Raw genomic sequence first — 19,696 nt, 5'->3', positions numbered from 1 at the left:
GCGGCGCCGGGCGTGACGCGGACGCCCGAGCTCACACCGGGGAGCACCGACTCCGGGACCCCGGCGAGAGTGGCGACCCGCTCGCGGAGGCTCTCGCCGAAGTCGAGCTCGCCGCGCATCGCCCGCTCCGTGACGGCGGCGACGCGCTCCTCGGAGCCGGCGTGCACCGCGAGGAGCTCGATCACCTCGTCCTGGAGGAGGGTGGAGTCCGCGTCGAGGACGACGAGGAAGCGGGCAGGCGTCGCAGGACGCTCACTCATGGGCCGGTCCGATCGGTCGGGTGGGCGCGCCGGGGCGCAGAGCTCGACCCGCGGGGGTGCTACGGGTGGACGACGACGCCCTTGCCGACGACGGTGATGCCCGACTCGGTGACGGTGAACCCGCGCTCGCGATCGCGGTCGTGGTCCACGCCGACTCGAGCACCGGGCTCGACGACGACGTCCTTGTCGAGGATAGCGCGGACGACCAGCGCGTCCGGGCCGATGCGGACCTTGTCGAAGACCACCGAGTCGGTCACCGTCGCGTTCGACTCGATGACCGTCCAGGGCCCGACGACGCTGCGCTCGATGTGCGCGCCCGAGATCACGGTGCCGAGCGAGACGACCGAGTCCACCGTCGATCCCATGTTGCCCTTGCCGTCGCGGACGATCTTGGCGGGAGGGGAGTTCAGCTGCGACGAGAAGATCGGCCACTGCTGGTTGTAGAGATTGAAGACCGGCAGCGCCGAGATGAGGTCCTGGTGGGCCTCGAAGAAGGAGTCGATGGTGCCGACGTCCCGCCAGTAGTAGCGGTCGCGGTCGGTCGAGCCGGGGACGTCGTTGAGCTTGAGGTCGTAGACGCCGGCCTCACCGCGCGCGACGAAGTCGGGGATGATGTCGCCGCCCATGTCGTGGTCCGACGTGGAGGACTCGCCGTCGCGGATGACCGCGTCGATCAGGGCGTCCGCGTCGAAGACGTAGTTGCCCATGGAGGCGAGGACCTCGTGCGGGGAGTCGGCCAGGCCGACGGCGTCCTTGGGCTTCTCGAGGAACTCGGAGATCATCGTCGGGACGATGCCGTCGCCCGCCTCGTCACCGGCGAGCTGGATGACGCCGAACTGGTCCGCGAGCTCGATCGGCTGGCGGATGGCCGCGACGGTCGCCTTCGCACCGGACGTGATGTGCGCGTCGATCATCTGCGAGAAGTCCATGCGGTAGACGTGGTCGGCGCCGACCACGACGACGATGTCGGGCTTCTCGTCGCGGATCAGGTTGAGGCTCTGCAGGATCGCGTCGGCCGAGCCGCTGAACCAGCGCTTGCCCAGGCGCTGCTGCGCGGGGACCGAGGCGACGTAGGAGTTCAGGAGCCCGGAGAGGCGCCAGGTCTGCGAGACGTGGCGGTCGAGCGAGTGCGACTTGTACTGCGTCAGCACGACGATCTGGGTGAGACCGGAGTTGATCAGGTTGGACAGCGCGAAGTCGATCAGCCGGTACTGCCCGCCGAACGGCACCGCGGGCTTGGCCCGGTCCGCCGTGAGGGGCATGAGGCGCTTTCCCTCGCCGCCGGCGAGGACGATGCCGAAGATCTTCTTTGACTGCATGGCACCACAGTAGGGGCTCGGGCTTCCCCGTGGACCCCGGCTGTCGCCGGGGGAGCGCCCTGTACTACGGTTCGGGGGTGCGAGTCGATCTGCTGACCAAGGAATACCCGCCCGAGGTGTACGGGGGAGCCGGTGTCCACGTGGCCGAGCTCACCAAGGCGCTGCGCAGCGACCTGGAGGTCGTGGTGCGCTGCTTCGGCGCGCCGCGCGAGGAGGAGGGCACGTTCGCGTACTCCGTCCCCGCGGAGCTCGCCGAGGCCAACGGCGCGCTGCAGACCCTCGGGGTCGACCTGCAGATCGCGCAGGACGCGGCGGGGGCCGACCTGGTCCACTCCCACACCTGGTACGCCAACGCCGCGGGGCGTCTCGCCCAGCTCCTGCACGGCATCCCGCACGTGGTCTCGGCGCACAGCCTCGAGCCGCTGCGTCCGTGGAAGGCCGAGCAGCTCGGCGGCGGCTACCGCGTCTCGAGCTGGATCGAGCGGGAGGCGTACGAGAACGCCGACGCCGTGATCGCGGTGTCCGGCGGCATGCGCGAGGACATCCTCCGCTCCTACCCGGCCCTGGACCCGGCGAAGGTCCACGTGGTCTACAACGGCATCGACCTCGACGCCTGGCACCCGGTCGAGGACGAGGCCGTCCTCGCCGAGCTGGGCATCGACCCCTCGCGCCCCTCCGTGGTCTTCGTCGGCCGCATCACCCGGCAGAAGGGCCTGCCCTACCTGCTCCGCGCCGCGGCGACCCTGCCTCCCGAGGTGCAGCTCGTGCTCTGCGCGGGCGCCCCCGACACCCCCGAGATCATGGCCGAGGTCACCTCCCTCGTCCGCAGCCTCCAGGAGGAGCGCACCGGCGTCGTCTGGATCGACCGGCACCTGCCGCGCCACCAGCTCTCCGCGGTCCTGACGAACGCGACCACGTTCGTCTGCCCCTCGATCTACGAGCCCCTCGGCATCGTCAACCTCGAGGCGATGGCCTGCGGTGCGGCGGTCGTCGGGACGGCGACCGGCGGCATCCCGGAGGTCGTCGACGACGGCGTGACCGGCCGTCTCGTCCCGATCGAGCAGGTCACCGACGGCACCGGCACCCCCGTGGACCCGGAGCGCTACGTCGCCGACCTGGCCGCCGCCCTCGCCGAGGTCGTCGCCGACCCGGAGACGGCGAAGCGGATGGGCGCCGCGGGCCGCGAGCGCGCGCAGAGCCACTTCAGCTGGACGCAGATCGCGCGGGACACCCGGGCGATCTACGACTCGCTCGTCTGAGCCTCCCGGCCGCCTCCTTTAGAATGGCTCCCATGCCCAGCGTTGTCTCGTTCGTCGATGTGTCCTTCGTCCGGAACGGCAAGCGGATCCTCGACCACGTGTCGTGGGACGTGGCCGAGGACGAGCGCTGGGTGATCCTCGGCCCCAACGGGGCGGGCAAGACCTCGATCCTGCAGATCGCCGCCGCGCAGAACTACCCCTCGACCGGTGCCGCGCACCTGCTCGAGGAGACCCTCGGCCGGGTCGACGTGTTCGAGCTGCGCCCGCGCATCGGCTACGCCTCGACCGCGATGGCGCGCCGCCTCCCGGCCGGCGAGAGCGTGCTCGACGTCGTGATGACCGCCGCCTACGCCGTCACCGGCCGCTGGAACGAGGGCTACGACGCGATCGACGAGCGCCGCGCCCGCCGCGTGCTGTCCGAGTGGAAGCTCGAGCACCTCGCCGAGCGCACCTTCGGGACGCTCTCGGACGGCGAGCAGAAGCGCGTCCAGATCGCCCGCGCGATCATGACCGACCCCGAGCTGCTCCTGCTCGACGAGCCGGCCGCGAGCCTCGACCTCGGCGCCCGCGAGGAGCTCGTCCAGCTGCTGGGCGGCTTCGCGAAGGACCCGGCGTCGCCCGCGATCGTGATGGTGACCCACCACGTCGAGGAGATCCCCGACGGCTTCACCCACGCCCTGCTCCTCCGCGACGGAGCGGTGGTGGCGGCGGGCCCGCTGGCCGAGTCCCTGACCGAGGCGACGCTCGCCGAGACCTTCGGGCTCGACATCGCTCTCACCCGCGAGAACGGGCGCTTCTCGGCCCGCGCCCGCGGCTGACCCCGGCTCCGGGATCCGGGCGCGGCGCGACTTCTGCGCGCGCTGCCGGTCTGGTATTCTCGGTAGCTGGTTCGGGCCCGTTCGCGGTGCGCCCGCCCTCATCCACCCGTTCCCGTCGACGACAGGTGCGGTTCAGGACCATCGACGACAGGACACGACCATGAAGACCGACATCCACCCCGAGTACTCCGCGATCGTCTTCCGCGACCTCGCGTCCGGTGAGACCTTCCTCACCCGCTCGACCGCGAAGAGCAGCAAGACGATCGAGCTCGACGGCGTGACCTACCCCGTCATCGACGTCGAGATCTCCTCCGCCTCGCACCCGTTCTACACGGGCAAGCAGCGCATCATGGACTCGGCCGGCCGCGTCGAGAAGTTCAACAGCCGCTACAAGAACTTCGGCAAGTAGCACTTCTCGAAGGGCCCTCGACCTCACGGTCGGGGGCCCTTCGTCGTTCCCGCGGGGCGGTCCTCAGTAGCGGTAGAAGCCCTCTCCGGTGGCCGTTCCGAGGCGGCCGCGATCGAGGTACTCCGTCTTCAGGTGGGCGGCGAACGCCTGGGAGGCCTCGTCCGGGGCCGCGGCGGCGATGTTGTAGGCGGTCCGCAGACCGACGACGTCGAAGATCTGGAAGGGTCCGAGAGGGGCTCCGGTGCCGATCCTCCAGGTCTTGTCGATGGTCTCGTAGTCGGCGTAGCCGCCCATGAGCAGCCCCGACGCGGCGTTGAGGAGCGGCACCAGCAGCGAGTTCAGGACGTAGCCGGCCTTCTCCTTCTGCAGCCTGATGGGCTCGAGGCCGCTGGAGACGGCGAACTCCACGACGGCATCGACCACGGCGGGTTCCGTGTCCGCCGTTCCCATGATCTCGGCCGTGTTCTGCGCCCAGACGTGGTTGGCGTAGTGCAGCGCGAGGAACCGGTCGGGCCGGCCCGTCGACGCCTTCAGGTCGCTGGGGAGCAGCGTGGACGAGTTGGTCGCGAAGACCGTGCGCTCGGGAGCGAGCGCACCCAGGCGGCCGTACAGCTCCTGCTTCAGGCCCAGGTCCTCGGGGACGGCCTCGATCACGAGGTCGGCGTCGGCGACAGCCTCCGCGAGGTCGGAGGTGAGGCGGAGGGAGTCGAGCGCCTCCTGCGGTCCGCCGGCGACGCCGCCGGGCACCGTCTCGTAGACGCCCGCGAGACCGCGGAGCCGCTGGCGCGCCGACTCGAGGACGTCGTCGGAGAGGTCGTAGACGGTGACGGCGAAGCCGTGGAAGGCCGACTGGAAGGCGATCTGGGAGCCGAGCACTCCGCTGCCGAGGACGGTGACCGTGCGGATCGTAGGCATGACTTCTCCTTGCGAGAGGGGGAGGGGGAACACGTGCTCACCCGATCCCACAGGGCCGCGGTCCGCGGAGCGAGGGCTTGCGCCGACGGGCGGTCCGTGGCCGTCGGGGAGCCGGCGCGGTAGCGTCCCGGCATGGTGTCCTTCGCCGACAAGCCGATCCTGCCGTTCACGACTCCCGAGGAGTGGGACGCCTACCTCCGCGGCGAGCCCGACCCCGACGGAGTCCGGCTGAAGCTGCGGAAGAAGGCCGCCGTGGATCCGGGGATCACCTACGCCGAGGCGCTCGACATCGCGCTCTGCCACGGCTGGATCGACGGTCAGGCGGGAGCCTTCGACGAGCAGTTCAAGCTCCAGGCCTTCACCCCGCGGCGTCGCGCGAGCCCGTGGTCGAAGGTCAACCGCGATCACGTCGCACGGCTGCTGGCGGAGGGTCGGATGCTGCCGGGCGGGCTGGCCGAGGTCGAGCGGGCGCGCGCCGACGGGCGCTGGGACGCGGCCTACCGGCAGCGCGATGCGGAGGTGCCGGACGACTTCCAGCGGGCGCTCGACGCGGATCCGCAGGCCCTGGCCTTCTTCGCGACCGTCGGCGGGCAGAAGCGCTTCGCGTTCCTCTTCCGCCTCTCGCAGCTGAAGCGGGCGGCGACGCGGGAGCGGCGGATCTCGGAGTACGTGGCGCTCCTGCGCGAGGGGCGCGCGCTGACCTGAGGGGTCAGTGGCGGACCGGCCAGCCCCCGTCGGCGACGAAGGACTCGTCGCGGACGCGCCGCATGTACTCCTGGAAGGACTCGGCCTGGGTGCGGCACCAGTCGACCTGGAGCGCGTGCAGGGCCTCCGCGCCGACTCCGAGCTCGTCGGCGAAGGCGCGGCCCAGCGCCTGGGCGACGCGGCCCGCCGCGATCGCGTCCGCGCCCGCGTCGTGCGCCTCGGTGAGGGCGACGCCGTAGTGCTCGGCGGCGAGGGTCAGGGTGCGCTTGCCCTTGCGGTAGCGGTCCACCGCCTTGTCGATCACGAGCGGATCGACGACGGGGCTCGGGTCGAGCAGCACGGGCACGCCCCAGCGGCGCGCCTCGTGGGCGAGGAGCGAGAGGTCGTAGGGGGCGTTGTAGACGACGACCGGGATGCCGCGGGCGAGGAGCGAGCGCAGCGCCTCGGAGATCTCGGCCACGACCTCGCCGGCGGGGCGCCCGTGCGCGCGGGCGTGCTCGGTGCTGATCCCGTGGACGGCGGAGGCGCCCGCCGGGATCTCCACGCCGGGATCGGCGAGCCAGGTCGTGCCCTCGATCGGCTCGCCCGCCGCGTCGATCACGCCGACGTGCGCGGTGACGATGCGGCTCGTGCGGACGTCGATGCCGGTGGTCTCGAGGTCGAACACGGCCAGCAGGTCGAACCAGCGCGCCCCCTCGGAGGGGACGAGCGTCCGCTCGGCGTCGTCGAACAGCATCGGCTCGGTCTGCGTCTCGGTCGTTCCGGTGGTGCTCACGCCGACAGCCTAAAGGGGGCCTCCGACATCGGCCGGAGGCCCCTCGGCGTGCTGCCGTGTCAGCGGGCCTCGTGCGCCTTGGCGACGTGGAGCCAGAAGAAGCCCTGCGTGCCGAGCGTCATCGTCAGCGTGCCGTCGTCCGAGAATCCGGGGAAGCGGCCGCCGCCGAACAGGTCGCTCAGCGTCGATCCGGGGTTCTCGGGGTCGGTGATCGTGACCGAGACCGGGTTGTGGTTGAAGCTGAAGACGCAGAGCACCTCCTCGGGCTGGTCGCCCATCTCGGAGCCCGAGCCGGCGTAGTCCCGCACGAAGGCGAGCACCGACTCGTGGTCCGTCTCGAGGACGCGCATCGACCCGAGGCCGAACGCCGGGTGGCCGCGGCGCACGTGCAGGACGTTCCGCATCCAGTGCAGCAGGGAGCGGGACTGCGCCAGCTGCGCCTCCACGTTGACCTGGTTGTAGTGGTAGACGAGCGACTGGACGATCGGCTGCACGAGCTTGCCGGGGTCGGCGGCCGAGAAGCCGGCGTTGCGGTCGGGCGTCCACTGCATCGGCGTGCGCGACGCGTCGCGGTCGTTGAGCCAGATGTTGTCGCCCATGCCGATCTCGTCGCCGTAGTACAGGAACGGGCTGCCGGCGAGGGAGAAGAGCAGGGCGTTGATCAGCTCGAGCTCGGCGCGCGAGTTGTCCAGAAGCGGCGCGAGCCTGCGGCGGATGCCGATGTTGGAGCGCATCCGCGGGTCGTAGGCGTACCAGCCGTACATGGCCTGGCGGTACTCCTCGGACACCATCTCGAGCGTGAGCTCGTCGTGGTTGCGGAGGAACACGCCCCAGGCGGCGCCGCTGGGGATGTCGAACGTCTCGGAGAGCACCTTCTTCAGCTCGTTCGCCGTCTGCGCGCGGAGGGAGTAGAAGATGCGCGGCATGACCGGGAAGTCGAACGCCATGTGGCACTCGGGCTCCTCCTCCGTGCCGAAGAACGCGGCGACCTCCCGCGGCCACTGGTTCGCCTCGGCGATCAGGATGCGGCCGGGGTAGTCGCGGTCGACCATGGTGCGGAGGTTCTTGATGAACTCGTGGGTGGGCGGCTCGCCCTCTCCGTTGCCCTCGTCGGACTCGTAGAGGTAGGGGATCGCGTCGAGCCGGATGCCGTCGACACCGAGGTCGAGCCAGAACTTGACCACGTCGTGGATCGCCTCGTGCACGGCGGGGTTCTCGAAGTTGAGGTCCGGCTGGTGCGAGAAGAAGCGGTGGAAGTAGAACTGGCGGCGCTCGGCGTCGAAGGCCCAGTTCGAGTCCTCGGTGTCGACGAAGATGATGCGGATGTCCGGCCACTTGTCGTCGGTGTCGTTCCAGACGTAGAAGTCGCCGTAGGGGCCCTCGGGGTCGGACCGGGACTGCTGGAACCACTCGTGCTGGTCGCTGGTGTGGTTGAGCGGGAAGTCCATCACGATGCGCATGTTGCGCTCGTGGGCCTTCCGCACGAGGTCGCGGAAGTCCTCCATCGTGCCGAACTCGGGGAGGATCGCCTTGAAGTCGGAGACGTCGTAGCCGCCGTCGCGCAGAGGCGACATGTAGAACGGCGGGAGCCAGAGGGCGTCGATCCCGAGCCACTGCAGGTAGTCGAGCTTGGAGGCGAGCCCGTTGATGTCGCCGGCGCCGTCGCCGTTGGAGTCGTAGTACGACCGGATCATCACCTCGTAGAACACCGCCCGGCGGTACCACTGGGGGTCGAGGGCGAGTCCGGGGAGTTGGATCGGCGACGTGAAGCTCACGGTGCTCCTTCTGCTGCTGCCTGAGCGGATGACCGTCTCGCGAGACGGGTGGGCGGTGCGCCGTGTTGCGAGCGCGTGATCATGCTCCCGGCTCGGATCGAGGCCACGCAAGGCGTTGCGGCCAGATCTTCGACGGGCTTTCCCTACGATAAGGAACGCGATGACCACTCCCTCCCCCTACGCCTCCGATCTCGGCCGTGTCCCCGTCCGCGAGGCCGCGATGGACGTCGCCGGATCCCGCACCGCCTACTGGACCTACGGCGCTCCGGACGCCTCGACCGTCCTCGTGCTGGTGCACGGGTTCCGCGGCGAGCACCACGGCCTCGAGCCCGTCATCGCCCGTCTGCTCGCCGGGGGAGCGGACGTGCGGGTCGTCGCTCCCGACCTGCCCGGCTTCGGCGCCTCGACCCCGATGACGCGCCTTCCGCACGACGTGGACGGCTACGCCTCCTGGCTCGGCTCCTTCCTCGACGCGCTGGGGCTCCGCGGCGAGGCGGCCGTCCTCGGCCACTCCTTCGGCTCGATCGTCGCGGCCGCGGCCGTCGCCGACGGGCTGCCCGCTCCGCTCCTGGTGCTGGTCAACCCGATCGGCGCGCCCGCCCTGCAGGGTCCCCGCGGAGTCCTGACCAGGCTCGCCGTCCTCTACTACCGGCTCGGCGCGCTCCTGCCGGGGCCCCTCGGACGCCGCCTGCTCAGCGACCCGCTGATCGTGCGGGTGATGAGCCTGGCGATGGTGAAGACGAAGGAGCCGGCGCTGCGACGCTTCGTGCACGACCAGCACGACCGGTACTTCAGCGCCTTCGCCTCCCGCGACACGGTCCTCGAGGCGTTCCGCGCCTCCGTCTCGCACGATGTCGGTGAGTACGCGGCCCGGATCGGGGTGCCGACGCAGCTGATCGCCGCGGCGCAGGACGACATCACTCCGCTCTCGGCCCAGTACCGCCTGCTCGAGAGGCTGCCGCACGCCCGCCTGCACGTCATCGACGGAGTCGGCCACCTGATCCACTACGAGACGCCGGACGAGGCCGCCGCCGTGCTGCGGACGGCCCTCGAGGAGGGGATCGACCGATGAGGATCGTCGTCGACTGCCGGTACACCCGGCTCGAGCGGCACGATGGGATCAGCCGCTACACCGCGGAGCTCGTCCGCGAGCTCGCGAAGCTGCACGACGTGACCATGCTGATCAGCGACCGCCGCCAGCTCGCGATGCTCCCGTCGCTCCCGTGGGAGCGCGTGACCGGGCCGACCAGCCCGTTCGAGCCGTTCGTCGCGCTGCTGGTGAACCGGCTGCGGCCCGACGTGGTCTTCTCGCCGATGCAGACCATGGGCTCGCTCGGCCGACGCTACCGGCTCGTCCTGACCGTGCACGACCTCATCTACTACCGCCACCGCACTCCGCCGCGCGACCTGGCCGCTCCCGTGCGCGCGCTCTGGCGGCTCTACCACCTCGCCTGGTGGCCGCAGCGGAGGCTCCTCCAGCGCGCCGACGCGGTCGTCACCGTCTCGGAGACGACCCGCGACCTGATCCGCTCCCACCGCCTCACCACCCGGCCGGTGGTCGTCGTCCCGAACGCGGCGACCGAGCCCGACGAGGCGAGCGCCGCTCTGGCGGGATCGCTGCCCGACCGGTCGGCCGCGCGCTCGCTCGTCTACATGGGCTCGTTCATGCCCTACAAGAACGTCGAGACGCTCGCGCGCGCGATGCGGCTGCTGCCCGACTACGAGCTGCACCTGATGAGCCGGGCGAGCGACGAGACCGTCGAGACGCTGCGGGCCCTGGCGCCGACCGCGAAGCTGGTGTTCCACCAGGGGGCGCCGGACGCGGAGTACCGCGCGGTGCTCGCGCGGGCGACCGCTCTCGTGACGGCGAGCAGGGACGAGGGCTTCGGGATCCCGCTGGTCGAGGCGATGGCGCTCGGGACGCCGGTCGTGGTGAGCGACATCCCGATCTTCCGCGAGATCGCCCAGGACGCCGCCGTGTACGTCGAGCCGTCGAGCGCGAAGGGCATCGCGGACGGCGTGCGGTCGCTCGAGGACGGCGCCGTGTGGCGGACGCACTCGGCCCGGGCGAGGGAGCGGGCCGCGGCCTTCTCCTGGCGCGACTCCGCCCGGGTGCTCTTCGGGCTCCTGCAGGACCTCGGCCGGTTCTGACGCGGTCCGGCGATCGGACCGCCGCCGTCAGGCTCCCGGGGCCGGGCTGAGCACGTCGTCGAGGTCGACGTCCGCCACGACCACGTCGCCGGAGTCGTCGACGCCGACGATGCGCAGTGCCCCGTCGACGATCGCGAAGTCGTGCCGGGAGCCGTTGCCGACCGAGACGCCGTGCACGGGGAGGTCCTCGCTGCTGAGCGCGCGGATCAGGCTGCCGATGACCGCACCGTGCGTGGCGACGACGACGGACGCGTCGGGGAAGCGCTCGGCCACTTCGAGCAGCGCGGCGGTCGCCCGCTCGACGACCTCGTCGCGGGTCTCGCAGCCGGGGATCGGCGCGCGCTCGATGCCTCCGGGGAAGCGCTCGGCGAGCTCGGGACCGGTCATCCCCTCCGCCTCGCCGTAGGCGCGCTCGGCCAGGCCCGGCACCGCCAGCGGCTCGTCGAGTCCGAGACCGCGCGCGATGATCGCTCCGGTGTCGAAGGCGCGCTGCAGCGGACTGGCGACCACCGCGTCGAAGCGCCGGTCGGCGAGCAGCCGCGCCGCCGCCCGCGCCTGAGCGCGCCCGGTCGCGTTGAGCGGGATGTCGCTCCTGCCCTGGATGCGCCGGGCGGCGTTCCAGTCGGTCTGGCCGTGGCGGACGAGGGTGAGCTGGGTCACAGGGGCCTCTCGGGAGGTCGGGTGCGGAGCGGGCGGGAGCTCAGAGGGCGGCGGTGCGGCGCGCGGGCAGGCGCTCGGCGAGCTCGCGGAGCACCTCGCTGGTGCCGCCGTCGATCTTGATGCTCGCGCGCGAGTCGCCCTTGGTGGTGCCGCGGTTGACGATCACGATCGGCATCCGGGCGCGACGGGCGATCTCGAGGAAGCGGATGCCGGAGTTGACCACGAGCGACGAGCCGGCCACGAGCAGGGCGTCGGCGCCCGCGACGATGGCGCGCGCCTCCTCGAACCGCTCGGTCGGGATGAACTCGCCGAAGAAGACGATGTCCGGCTTCAGGATCCCGCCGCAGACCGTGCACTCGGGGACGGTCATCGCCGAGACGTCGTGGACCTCGGCGTCGCCGTCGGGGTTGAGGGAGGAGACGTCGGGGTCGTCGAGCCAGGGGTTGAGCGCCTCGATCCGCTCGGCCACCGCGTCGCGGGCGAAGTACTGGCCGCAGGTCATGCAGCGCACACGGTCCGCCGAGCCGTGCAGATCCACCACGCGGCGCGAGCCGGCCCGGACGTGCAGGCCGTCGACGTTCTGGGTGACGACGCCCGTGAGCAGGCCGCGCTCCTCGAGCCGGGCCAGGGCCCGGTGGCCGTCGTTGGGGAGCGTGCTGGTGAAGCGGCGCCAGCCGAGCTGGCTGCCGGCCCAGTACCGGCGGCGGTAGTCGGGATCGGCGACGAACTGGGAGTAGGTCATCGGGCTGCGCACCGGTGCCCCGGCTCCGCGGTAGTCGGGGATGCCCGAGTCGGTGCTCATGCCCGCGCCGGTGACGGCGGCGATGCGGCGCCCGCTGAGGAGTTCGACGGCCTGCTCGACCGCGAGCGCCTCGGGGCCCTCGGCGACCGGTGTCGGACTCGACTCCATCCGCGCCTCCTTCGAGGGCCGTTCGAGCGGCCCCTGGACGAGTTTAGTCCGCGCCGTGCCCTAGATTGCCGGGATGCCGATCGTGCACATCACCGACCTCGACCACCCGCTCCTCGCCGACTACCACCGCCTCACCGACGTGGCGCTGCGGCGGGTGCTGGAGCCGGAGGGCGGTCTGTACATCGCCGAGTCGGCCAAGGTGATCGAGCGGGCGCTCGACGCCGGGCACCGTCCCCGCTCGGTCCTGGTGCAGGAGAAGCGGCTGCCGGACGCGGCCGGGGTGCTCGAGCGTCACCCCGAGGTGCCGGTCTTCGTGGCGCCGGATCCGCTGATCGAGGAGCTGACCGGATTCCACCTCCACCGCGGAGCGCTCGCCTCGATGCACCGTCCGCCGCTGCGGCCGATGGCCGAGCTGCTGGAGGGCGCGCGCCTCGTCGTGATCCTGGAGGACCTGGTCGACCACACCAACGTCGGCGCCGTCTTCCGCGCCGCGGCCGGCATGGGCGCGGACGCGGTGCTCGTGACGCCGCGGTGCGCGGATCCCCTGTACCGGCGCAGCGTCCGGGTGAGCATGGGCACGGTCGTGCAGGTGCCGTGGACCCGCACCCCCGAGTGGGCACCGGCTCGCCGGGCTCTGGAGGAGGCCGGGTTCTCGGTCGCCGCGCTGGCGCTCGCTCCGGACGCGGTGCCGCTCGACGAGTACGCGGCGGCTCGCCCCGAGCGCGTCGCGATCGTCCTGGGCGCCGAGGGGGACGGGCTCAGCCGCGCGGCGCTGGACGCCTCGGACACCGTCGTCACCATCCCGATGCTGCACGGCGTCGACTCGCTCAACGTGGCCTCGGCGAGCGCCGTCGCACTGTGGGCGCTGACCCGCGGGCGCTGACCGCCGGGCTCCGGCGCTCGGCGGCCCCGCGGTGACCTGCTGCTGACGCTCCCGACGCGGGATCGGGGTCGGTGCCGCGCGTCATCCGCCGCGTCCGACGACGGGGCGGCGTCCGGGACGGGGGAGAGGCCCGCCCGTACGATGACGGGGTGACCTCCCCGACCCGATCCGACGACGCCCTCGACCTGTTCGGGGAGCCCGCCGCGCCGGAGCCGCGACCGCGTCGACGGCGCGGGGCGGTCGTCGCCGGTCTCGTCGCCGCGACCGTGGTGGTCGGCGGAGGCGGTGCCTACGCGACCAACGCGGCGACCGCGGAGCTGCCGACGGCGAGCGCCGTCGCGGTGGACCCCGTCTCGAGCACCGTCGACCCGCCCGCTCCGGCCTGGCCGGCCTACGGCTCCGGCGCCGTGGCGGCCGTGGGCGTCGACGGGACGGAGGAGGACGGGCTGCTCGCCCGCTACGGCTCCACCGGAACCGTGCCGACGGGGAGCATCGCCAAGGTCGTCACCGCTCTCGTCGTCCTCGCGGCGAAGCCGATCGCAGAGGGGACGGACGGGGAGACCATCACCTTCACGAGCGCGGACGTGCAGTACTACAACGACACCCTGGCCGAGAACGGCTCGAACGCTCCGGTCACCGCGGGTCTGCAGCTGACCGAGCGGGAGGCGCTGACCGCCATGATGCTCCCGTCCGCGAACAACTACGCGAAGTCCCTCGCGATCTGGGCGTACGGCTCGGAGGACGCCTTCCTCGCCGCGGCGCGCGGCTGGCTCGACGGGCAGGGGCTCGAGCGGACCTCCCTCGCCGACACCAGCGGGCTCTCGCCGGCGACGGTCAGCACGACGGCCGAGATGGTGCGCCTGGGCGAGCTGCTGATCGCGGACCCGGTGCTCGCTCCGATCGTCGCGATGCCGACCGCGGTCATCCCGGGGGTCGGCGAGGTCGACAACACCAACTCGCTCCTCGGCCGCGCGGGAGTGGATGGGATCAAGACGGGGACGACCGACGAGGCGGGCTCGTGCCTGCTGTTCTCGCTCGACGCGACCGTCGAGGGCCGGCCGGTCACCCTGGTCGGCGTGGTGGTGGGCGCGCGCACGCACCCGCAGCTCGCCGCGGACGTGCTGACCCTCGTCCCGACCGTCGAGGCGGGCTTCCGGACCGTCCCGCTGACCGTCGAGGGGCAGGACTACGGCACTCTCACGAGCGCGTGGGGGGAGACGGCGACGGCCGAGACCGCGGAGGCCCGGTCCGTGCTGGTGTGGGGTGCGGTCTCGACGTCGACCACGGTCGCCCTCGATCCGCTCGAGACCGTCGCGGACGGCGAGCGCGTGGGGACCGCGACCGTCGACGTCAACGGCACCCCGTACGAGCTTCCCCTCGTCGCCGACGGGTCGATCGAGGACCCGGGCTTCGCCTGGCGCCTCGGCCACCCGGCCGAGCTGTTCGGCTGAGCGCGGGGCGAGCCGCCGCCTCCCGGGAGCGGATCAGGCCAGGGGATCCGCGGCCCTATCGCCGATGATCCGCACGCCCGCGGTCGCGATGTCCTCGGCGACCTCCTCCGGCGTCGCGTTGCCCGGCACGACCGAGCCCGGCTCCGAGGCCGCGGGATCGATGCTCCAGCGCTCGGCGGAGGGCCGCTTGGCGGTGATGAAGTCGCCGGAGGACTGGTGGCGGACTCGGCGCAGCACCCACGGCACGAGGTACTCCCGCGCCCACTGGATGTCCTCCGTGCGGGCGGCACGCCACGTGCGGGCGTGCAGCGGCTCCGGGGCGAGGGGGCGCAGGTCGTTCTCGACGTTCAGCGACTCGAGGACCATGCGCGCGACCTCGTGGTGGCCGTGCGGGTTGAGATGCAGGCGGTCCGGCGCCCACATCCGCACGTCCTGGATCTCCTGGAGGGACCACTGGTCGGCGACGATGCAGTCGTACCGCTTGGCCAGCGCCCGCAGGTTCTCGTTGTAGATCGCGACCTTCCCGCGGATCCGCCCGAACACGGGGGAGAAGCCCACGTCCACTCCGGTGAAGAGGACGACGGTCGCCCCGTCGGAGCGGAGCCGGGCGAGGCCCGACTCGAAGCGGGACGCGATGTCGTCGGGGTCGGTCCCCGGGCGGATGACGTCGTTCCCGCCCGCGGAGATGGTGATGAGGTCGGGGCGCAGCTCCAGGGCGGGCTCGACCTGCTCGTCGACGATCTGCTGCAGGAGGCGGCCGCGCACCGCCAGGTTGGCGTAGGCGAAGTCCTCGTTCTGGCTGCCCAGGACCTCCGCCACGCGGTCCGCCCAGCCGCGGTGCCCGCCGGGGCTGCCGGGCTCGGGATCGCCGATCCCCTCGGTGAAGGAGTCGCCCAGGGCGACGTAGCGGGACCACGGATGACGCTGCTCGACCATCCCTCCATCATGCTCCGCACCCGGCCGCCGGTGGCACGGCGCGACACGCCGTGCGCCTCCCGGCGGGCCGCGGAGACCGAGCCGCTGTCGGAGGCGTCGGCTAGATTCGGTCCACGTGAACAGTCCCTCGAGCTTCGGTCATCAGGTCGGCACCTCCGCCGCTGAGCACCTGCCCCCGTCGTTCCCGGGCAGGGCACCGTGGGGTACCGCGAACAAGCTCCGCGCCTGGCAGGCGGAGGCGCTCGAGGCCTACTTCCAGCACGAGCCGCGCGACTTCCTGGCCGCCGCGACCCCGGGGGCGGGCAAGACCACCTTCGCGCTGCGGCTGGCCGCCGAGCTGCTGCACAACCGCACGGTCGACCGGATCACCGTGGTCGCGCCGACGGAGCACCTCAAGCGCCAGTGGGCCGAGGCCGCGCACCGCGTCGGCATCCGCCTGGACCCGACCTTCACCAACCGCATGGGCCGCCACGCCCGCCACTACCACGGCGTCGCCGTCACTTACGCGCAGGTCGCCGTCCGCGCCGAGCTCCACCGCGAGCTCACCCTGTCCGGCCGAACCCTCGTCATCCTCGACGAGGTGCACCACGCCGGCGACGCCCTCAGCTGGGGCGACGCGGTGCGCGAGGCCTTCGAGCCCGCCGTCCGCCGGCTCTCGCTGACCGGGACGCCGTTCCGCTCGGACACGGCGGCGATCCCGTTCGTCAGCTACCTGCCGGACGAGGAGGGCATCCGCACCTCGCTCACCGACTACGCCTACGGCTACGGCCGCGCGCTCGCGGACGGTGTCGTCCGGCCGGTGCTGTTCATGGTCTACGCCGGGCAGATGCGCTGGAAGTCGAAGGCCGGCGACGAGATGGAGGCGCGGCTCGGCGAGGGCAACACCAAGGACATCACCTCGCAGGCCTGGCGGACCGCGCTGGACCCGAAGGGCGACTGGATCCCCTCGGTCCTCCGCGCCGCCAACACCCGCCTCACCGAGGTGCGGCGCGCCGTGCCCGACGCCGGCGGCCTGATCATCGCGACCGACCACTACACCGCGCGCGCCTACGCCGCGATGCTCCGCGAGATCAGCGGCGAGACCGTCACCGTCGTGCTCTCCGACGAGAAGGAGGCGAGCGACCGGATCGAGGAGTTCGCGAAGGACACCAGTCGCTGGATGGTCGCGGTCCGCATGGTCTCCGAGGGCGTCGACGTGCCGAGGCTCGCTGTCGGCGTGTACGCGACCTCCGCGTCGACTCCTCTGTTCTTCGCCCAGGCGATCGGCCGCTTCGTGCGCGCGCGGCGCCGCGGCGAGACCGCCTCGGTGTTCCTCCCGAACGTGCCCGGCCTGCTCGCGCTGGCGGGCTCGATGGAGCTGCAGCGCGATCACGCCCTCGACCGCAGGACCTCCGACGACGAGGAGTACCCCGAGGCCGACCTGATGGCCGACGCCGAGCGCAGCGACAAGGCGTCCTCCGATCTCCTGGAGGAGGGCCGCTTCGAGTCGATCGGCTCGGCCGCCACCTTCGACCGCGTCGTCTACGAGGGCGCCGAGTTCGGGATGGAGGTCGAGGTCGAGAGCGAGGAGGAGCTCGACTTCATCGGCCTGCCGGGGCTCCTCGAGCCCGACCAGGTGCGGGAGCTGCTCCAGCACCGGCAGCAGCGGCAGGCCAAGCGCGCCGGCAGCCGCGCGGGGGCGGCGGCCCCGGCCGAGCCGGCGAGCGAGATCCCGGCGCCGCTCTACCGCACGCTCAAGGAGCAGCGCAGCCTGCTCAACTCCCTGGTCGGCCTGTGGGCACGGGGGACGGGCGAGTCGCACGGCCAGGTGCACACCGAGCTGCGCCGGCTCTGCGGCGGACCCGCGGTGGCGCAGGCGAGCGTGACCCAGCTGCAGGCGCGGATCGACCTCCTGCGGCGCAGGCTCGGCTCGCACTGATCGCGGTGCGGCGCCCCGGTGCGTGGCGCCGTGCGCCCGACGACGGGGCCGATCGCTGCTCCTGCCCAGCCCGGCCCGCCCCTCCGCGTGCACCGGACAGTCCCTCCGGCGCGTTCTAGCCGATGCACCCGGCGCGGCGCCAGCCCTCCCCGGCGGACCGGGCGCGACCGTACTGTTCGATCGTGACCCACCGGAACGACCTGCCCGCTCACGCGCCCGCAGGACGAACCGGACGGCGGTTCCGGCCGCCGGTCGTGACCACCGGAGGAGGACCGCGCGATGAGCGCTGACCGTCAGGGGAATGCTCGAGACACGCTCGCTAAGCTGAGCAGTCGGTCCGTCGCGGAAGTGACGGACCATCACCCCCGACGTCGGGCATCCGCAGACCGCACATCGGCGTCTCCCGGACTGCCCGAGAACAATCCCCTGAGGAGTCTCGTGGAGACCTGGCCCGGAACCGCCTACCCGTTGGGCGCGACGTTCGACGGAAGCGGCACGAACTTCGCCCTGTTCAGCGAGATCGCCGAGCGCGTCGAGCTGTGCCTCTTCGAGGAGGACGGCACCGAGACGCGTGTCGAGATCCAGGAGTCGGACGCCTACGTCTGGCACTGCTACCTCCCGCAGGTCCAGCCGGGCCAGCGCTACGGCTTCCGCATCCACGGACCGTACGACCCCGACGCCGGCCACCGCTGCAACCCGAACAAGCTGCTGCTGGACCCCTACGCGAAGGCGATCTCGGGGGAGATCGACTGGGACCAGTCCCTCTTCTCGTACACCTTCGGCGACCCGGACTCGACGAACGACGAGGACTCGGCGCCGCACATGATGATGGGCGTCGTCATCAACCCCTTCTTCGACTGGGCCGGTGACCGCCGCCCGCGCACCTCCTACGACAGCACCGTGATCTACGAGGCGCACGTGAAGGGGCTCACCAAGACGCACCCCGACGTGCCGGAGGAGCTCCGCGGCACCTACGCCGGAGTCGCCCACCCCGCGGTGATCGACCACCTCAAGCACCTGGGCGTCTCGGCGATCGAGCTCATGCCCGTGCACCAGTTCGTGAACGACTCGACGCTGATGGACAAGGGCCTCTCGAACTACTGGGGCTACAACACGATCGGCTTCTTCGCTCCGCAGAACACCTACTCCTCCACGGGCGACCAGGGCCAGCAGGTCCAGGAGTTCAAGAGCATGGTGAAGGCGCTCCACGCGGCCGGCATCGAGGTCATCCTCGACGTGGTCTACAACCACACGGCGGAGGGCAACCACCTCGGCCCCACCCTGTCGTTCCGCGGCATCGACAACGAGGCGTACTACCGCCTCGTCGACGACGACAAGCGCTACTACATGGACTACACCGGCACCGGGAACACCCTGAACGTGCGACACCCGCACTCGCTCCAGCTGATCATGGACTCGCTGCGCTACTGGGTGACGGAGATGCGCGTCGACGGCTTCCGCTTCGACCTCGCCTCGGCGCTGGCACGCGAGTTCTACGACGTCGACCGGCTCTCCACCTTCTTCGAGCTCGTCCAGCAGGACCCGGTGGTCTCGCAGGTGAAGCTGATCGCCGAGCCGTGGGACGTCGGGCCCGGCGGCTACCAGGTGGGAAACTTCCCGCCCCAGTGGACGGAGTGGAACGGCAAGTACCGCGACACGGTCCGCGACTTCTGGCGCGGCGAGCCGTCGACGCTGGGGGAGTTCGCCTCGCGCCTCACCGGCTCGGCCGACCTCTACGCGCACTCGGGCCGCTACCCGGTCGCCTCGATCAACTTCGTCACGGCGCACGACGGCTTCACCCTCCGGGACCTGGTCTCGTACAACGAGAAGCACAACGACGCCAACGGCGAGGACGGCAACGACGGGGAGTCGCACAACCGCTCCTGGAACCACGGCGCGGAGGGGCCCACGGACGACCCGCGGGTGCTCGCGCTCCGGGCACGCCAGCAGCGGAACTTCCTCGCGACGATGCTGATCTCCCAGGGTGTCCCGATGATCCTCCACGGCGACGAGCTGGGCCGGACCCAGAACGGCAACAACAACACCTACGCCCAGGACAGCGAGCTGACCTGGATCGACTGGGCCCACGCCGACCGGCCGCTGCTCGAGTTCACCGCGGCGCTCATCCGCCTGCGCGCCGAGCACCCGACCTTCCGCCGCATGCGCTTCTTCGACGGACGCCCCGTCCTGCGCGGCGACGGCGAGCCGCTGCCCGACATCGTCTGGTTCACCGCTGCCGGCACCGAGATGTCCCCGTCCGACTGGGACTCCGGTCTCGGCCGATCGGTGGGCATCTACCTCAACGGCAACGGGATCCGCGAGCGCGACCAGCGCGGACGCCCCGTCACCGACGACAGCTTCCTCCTGTACTTCAACGCCGACGACGTCGACGTCGAGTTCGCGATCCCGAGCGACGAGTACGCGCTCGAGTGGAGCGTCCTCGTCGACACCGCCGGTGCCGAGGCGGACTCGATCCCGCGTCCGGCGGGGGCGATGCTCACCGTCCAGGCGAAGTCGCTCGTCATCCTCCAGGAGCACAGCACCCCCGAGCC

The 19,696-nt window shown here is 71.8% G+C and carries 17 protein-coding genes and 1 pseudogene; 10 read left to right on the top strand and 8 right to left on the bottom strand.

The genetic code is table 11. The features are described 5' to 3' along the window. Positions 1-260 (bottom strand): annotated as a pseudogene (locus C5C27_RS11545) (phosphoserine phosphatase SerB); the annotation flags it as partial. Between the two features lie 59 nt (positions 261-319). Further along, positions 320-1,579 (bottom strand): glucose-1-phosphate adenylyltransferase, encoded by a 1,260-nt coding sequence (locus C5C27_RS11540; RefSeq protein WP_104221960.1) that lies wholly within the window; start codon positions 1,577-1,579, stop codon positions 320-322. A gap of 77 nt (positions 1,580-1,656) precedes the next feature. Here C5C27_RS11540 and glgA point away from each other — a divergent pair, with 77 nt between their 5' ends. The 3 genes from glgA (at position 1,657) to C5C27_RS11525 (ending at position 4,065) form a co-directional block, all read left to right on the top strand. After that, positions 1,657-2,838, top strand: coding sequence for a glycogen synthase (gene glgA, locus C5C27_RS11535; RefSeq protein ID WP_104225282.1), 1,182 nt, complete (start codon positions 1,657-1,659; stop codon positions 2,836-2,838). 32 nt (positions 2,839-2,870) lie between these two features. Next, positions 2,871-3,656 (top strand): ABC transporter ATP-binding protein, encoded by a 786-nt coding sequence (locus C5C27_RS11530; RefSeq protein ID WP_104221964.1) that lies wholly within the window; start codon positions 2,871-2,873, stop codon positions 3,654-3,656. A gap of 160 nt (positions 3,657-3,816) precedes the next feature. Continuing rightward, on the top strand, positions 3,817-4,065 hold the full coding sequence (locus tag C5C27_RS11525; protein ID WP_068253003.1) for a type B 50S ribosomal protein L31: 249 nt from the start codon (positions 3,817-3,819) through the stop codon (positions 4,063-4,065). Positions 4,066-4,128: 63 nt separating this feature from the next. Here the strand turns inward: C5C27_RS11525 and C5C27_RS11520 are convergent, their stop codons facing one another. Then, positions 4,129-4,980: a 3-hydroxyacyl-CoA dehydrogenase gene (locus C5C27_RS11520; protein ID WP_104314430.1), complete on the bottom strand. Its 852-nt coding sequence runs from the start codon at positions 4,978-4,980 to the stop codon at positions 4,129-4,131. Positions 4,981-5,112: 132 nt separating this feature from the next. Here C5C27_RS11520 and C5C27_RS11515 point away from each other — a divergent pair, with 132 nt between their 5' ends. After that, on the top strand, positions 5,113-5,685 hold the full coding sequence (locus C5C27_RS11515) for a YdeI family protein (protein WP_104314429.1): 573 nt from the start codon (positions 5,113-5,115) through the stop codon (positions 5,683-5,685). Between the two features lie 4 nt (positions 5,686-5,689). On the opposite strand, the gene C5C27_RS11510 is transcribed toward C5C27_RS11515, so the two are convergent. Both C5C27_RS11510 and treS read right to left on the bottom strand, forming a co-directional pair. Further along, complete coding sequence (locus tag C5C27_RS11510) at positions 5,690-6,421, bottom strand: 3'-5' exonuclease (protein WP_104237516.1); 732 nt, start codon at positions 6,419-6,421, stop codon at positions 5,690-5,692. A gap of 98 nt (positions 6,422-6,519) precedes the next feature. After that, positions 6,520-8,235, bottom strand: a complete 1,716-nt coding sequence (gene treS / locus C5C27_RS11505; protein ID WP_104221970.1) for a maltose alpha-D-glucosyltransferase — start codon at positions 8,233-8,235, stop codon at positions 6,520-6,522. Positions 8,236-8,395: 160 nt separating this feature from the next. On the opposite strand from treS, the gene C5C27_RS11500 reads away from it, so the two are divergent. Both C5C27_RS11500 and C5C27_RS11495 read left to right on the top strand, forming a co-directional pair. Continuing rightward, the gene (locus C5C27_RS11500; RefSeq protein WP_104314428.1) at positions 8,396-9,307 is read left to right on the top strand and encodes an alpha/beta fold hydrolase; all 912 of its coding nucleotides are present in this window, start codon (positions 8,396-8,398) and stop codon (positions 9,305-9,307) included. Beyond that, positions 9,304-10,386, top strand: a complete 1,083-nt coding sequence (locus C5C27_RS11495) for a glycosyltransferase family 1 protein (protein WP_104314427.1) — start codon at positions 9,304-9,306, stop codon at positions 10,384-10,386. Before C5C27_RS11500 ends, C5C27_RS11495 begins: the two co-directional genes overlap by 4 nt. A 27-nt stretch (positions 10,387-10,413) precedes the next feature. Here the strand turns inward: C5C27_RS11495 and C5C27_RS11490 are convergent, their stop codons facing one another. Next, positions 10,414-11,046, bottom strand: a complete 633-nt coding sequence (locus C5C27_RS11490) for a histidine phosphatase family protein (RefSeq protein ID WP_104237471.1) — start codon at positions 11,044-11,046, stop codon at positions 10,414-10,416. 40 nt (positions 11,047-11,086) lie between these two features. Then, positions 11,087-11,956: a Sir2 family NAD-dependent protein deacetylase gene (locus C5C27_RS11485; RefSeq protein ID WP_104250355.1), complete on the bottom strand. Its 870-nt coding sequence runs from the start codon at positions 11,954-11,956 to the stop codon at positions 11,087-11,089. A gap of 73 nt (positions 11,957-12,029) precedes the next feature. Here C5C27_RS11485 and C5C27_RS11480 point away from each other — a divergent pair, with 73 nt between their 5' ends. Then, positions 12,030-12,839 (top strand): RNA methyltransferase, encoded by an 810-nt coding sequence (locus C5C27_RS11480; protein ID WP_104314426.1) that lies wholly within the window; start codon positions 12,030-12,032, stop codon positions 12,837-12,839. A gap of 149 nt (positions 12,840-12,988) precedes the next feature. Further along, positions 12,989-14,290, top strand: a complete 1,302-nt coding sequence (locus tag C5C27_RS11475; protein WP_181133516.1) for a D-alanyl-D-alanine carboxypeptidase family protein — start codon at positions 12,989-12,991, stop codon at positions 14,288-14,290. Between the two features lie 33 nt (positions 14,291-14,323). On the opposite strand, the gene C5C27_RS11470 is transcribed toward C5C27_RS11475, so the two are convergent. Further along, the gene (locus C5C27_RS11470) at positions 14,324-15,226 is read right to left on the bottom strand and encodes an SGNH/GDSL hydrolase family protein (protein ID WP_104246814.1); all 903 of its coding nucleotides are present in this window, start codon (positions 15,224-15,226) and stop codon (positions 14,324-14,326) included. A 115-nt stretch (positions 15,227-15,341) separates the two neighbouring features. Between C5C27_RS11470 and C5C27_RS11465 the strand changes: the two genes are divergently transcribed. Together C5C27_RS11465 and glgX are read left to right on the top strand one after the other, a co-directional pair. After that, positions 15,342-17,144 (top strand): DEAD/DEAH box helicase, encoded by a 1,803-nt coding sequence (locus C5C27_RS11465; RefSeq protein ID WP_104314424.1) that lies wholly within the window; start codon positions 15,342-15,344, stop codon positions 17,142-17,144. A gap of 438 nt (positions 17,145-17,582) precedes the next feature. Next, positions 17,583-19,696: glycogen debranching protein GlgX (gene glgX / locus C5C27_RS11460; RefSeq protein WP_104314423.1), on the top strand; the 2,114-nt coding region annotated here is incomplete at its 3' end.

Origin of the sequence: Rathayibacter sp. AY2B7, from assembly GCF_002931635.1 — a bacterium.
GTDB lineage: Bacteria > Actinomycetota > Actinomycetes > Actinomycetales > Microbacteriaceae > Rathayibacter.
This window is presented reverse-complemented; position numbering and strand designations above follow the sequence as displayed.

Bases quoted from the DNA above. Each gene is read 5' to 3' on its own strand.
- C5C27_RS11540 (WP_104221960.1), bottom strand. From the start codon at position 1,579: ATGCAGTCAAAGAAGATCTTCGGCATCGTCCTCGCCGGCGGCGAGGGA.
- C5C27_RS11495 (WP_104314427.1), top strand. From the start codon at position 9,304: ATGAGGATCGTCGTCGACTGCCGGTACACCCGGCTCGAGCGGCACGAT.
- C5C27_RS11480 (WP_104314426.1), top strand. From the start codon at position 12,030: ATGCCGATCGTGCACATCACCGACCTCGACCACCCGCTCCTCGCCGAC.
- C5C27_RS11520 (WP_104314430.1), bottom strand. From the start codon at position 4,980: ATGCCTACGATCCGCACGGTCACCGTCCTCGGCAGCGGAGTGCTCGGC.
- C5C27_RS11525 (WP_068253003.1), top strand. From the start codon at position 3,817: ATGAAGACCGACATCCACCCCGAGTACTCCGCGATCGTCTTCCGCGAC.
- C5C27_RS11530 (WP_104221964.1), top strand. From the start codon at position 2,871: ATGCCCAGCGTTGTCTCGTTCGTCGATGTGTCCTTCGTCCGGAACGGC.
- C5C27_RS11470 (WP_104246814.1), bottom strand. From the start codon at position 15,226: ATGGTCGAGCAGCGTCATCCGTGGTCCCGCTACGTCGCCCTGGGCGAC.
- C5C27_RS11515 (WP_104314429.1), top strand. From the start codon at position 5,113: ATGGTGTCCTTCGCCGACAAGCCGATCCTGCCGTTCACGACTCCCGAG.
- C5C27_RS11500 (WP_104314428.1), top strand. From the start codon at position 8,396: ATGACCACTCCCTCCCCCTACGCCTCCGATCTCGGCCGTGTCCCCGTC.
- C5C27_RS11510 (WP_104237516.1), bottom strand. From the start codon at position 6,421: ATGCTGTTCGACGACGCCGAGCGGACGCTCGTCCCCTCCGAGGGGGCG.
- C5C27_RS11485 (WP_104250355.1), bottom strand. From the start codon at position 11,956: ATGGAGTCGAGTCCGACACCGGTCGCCGAGGGCCCCGAGGCGCTCGCG.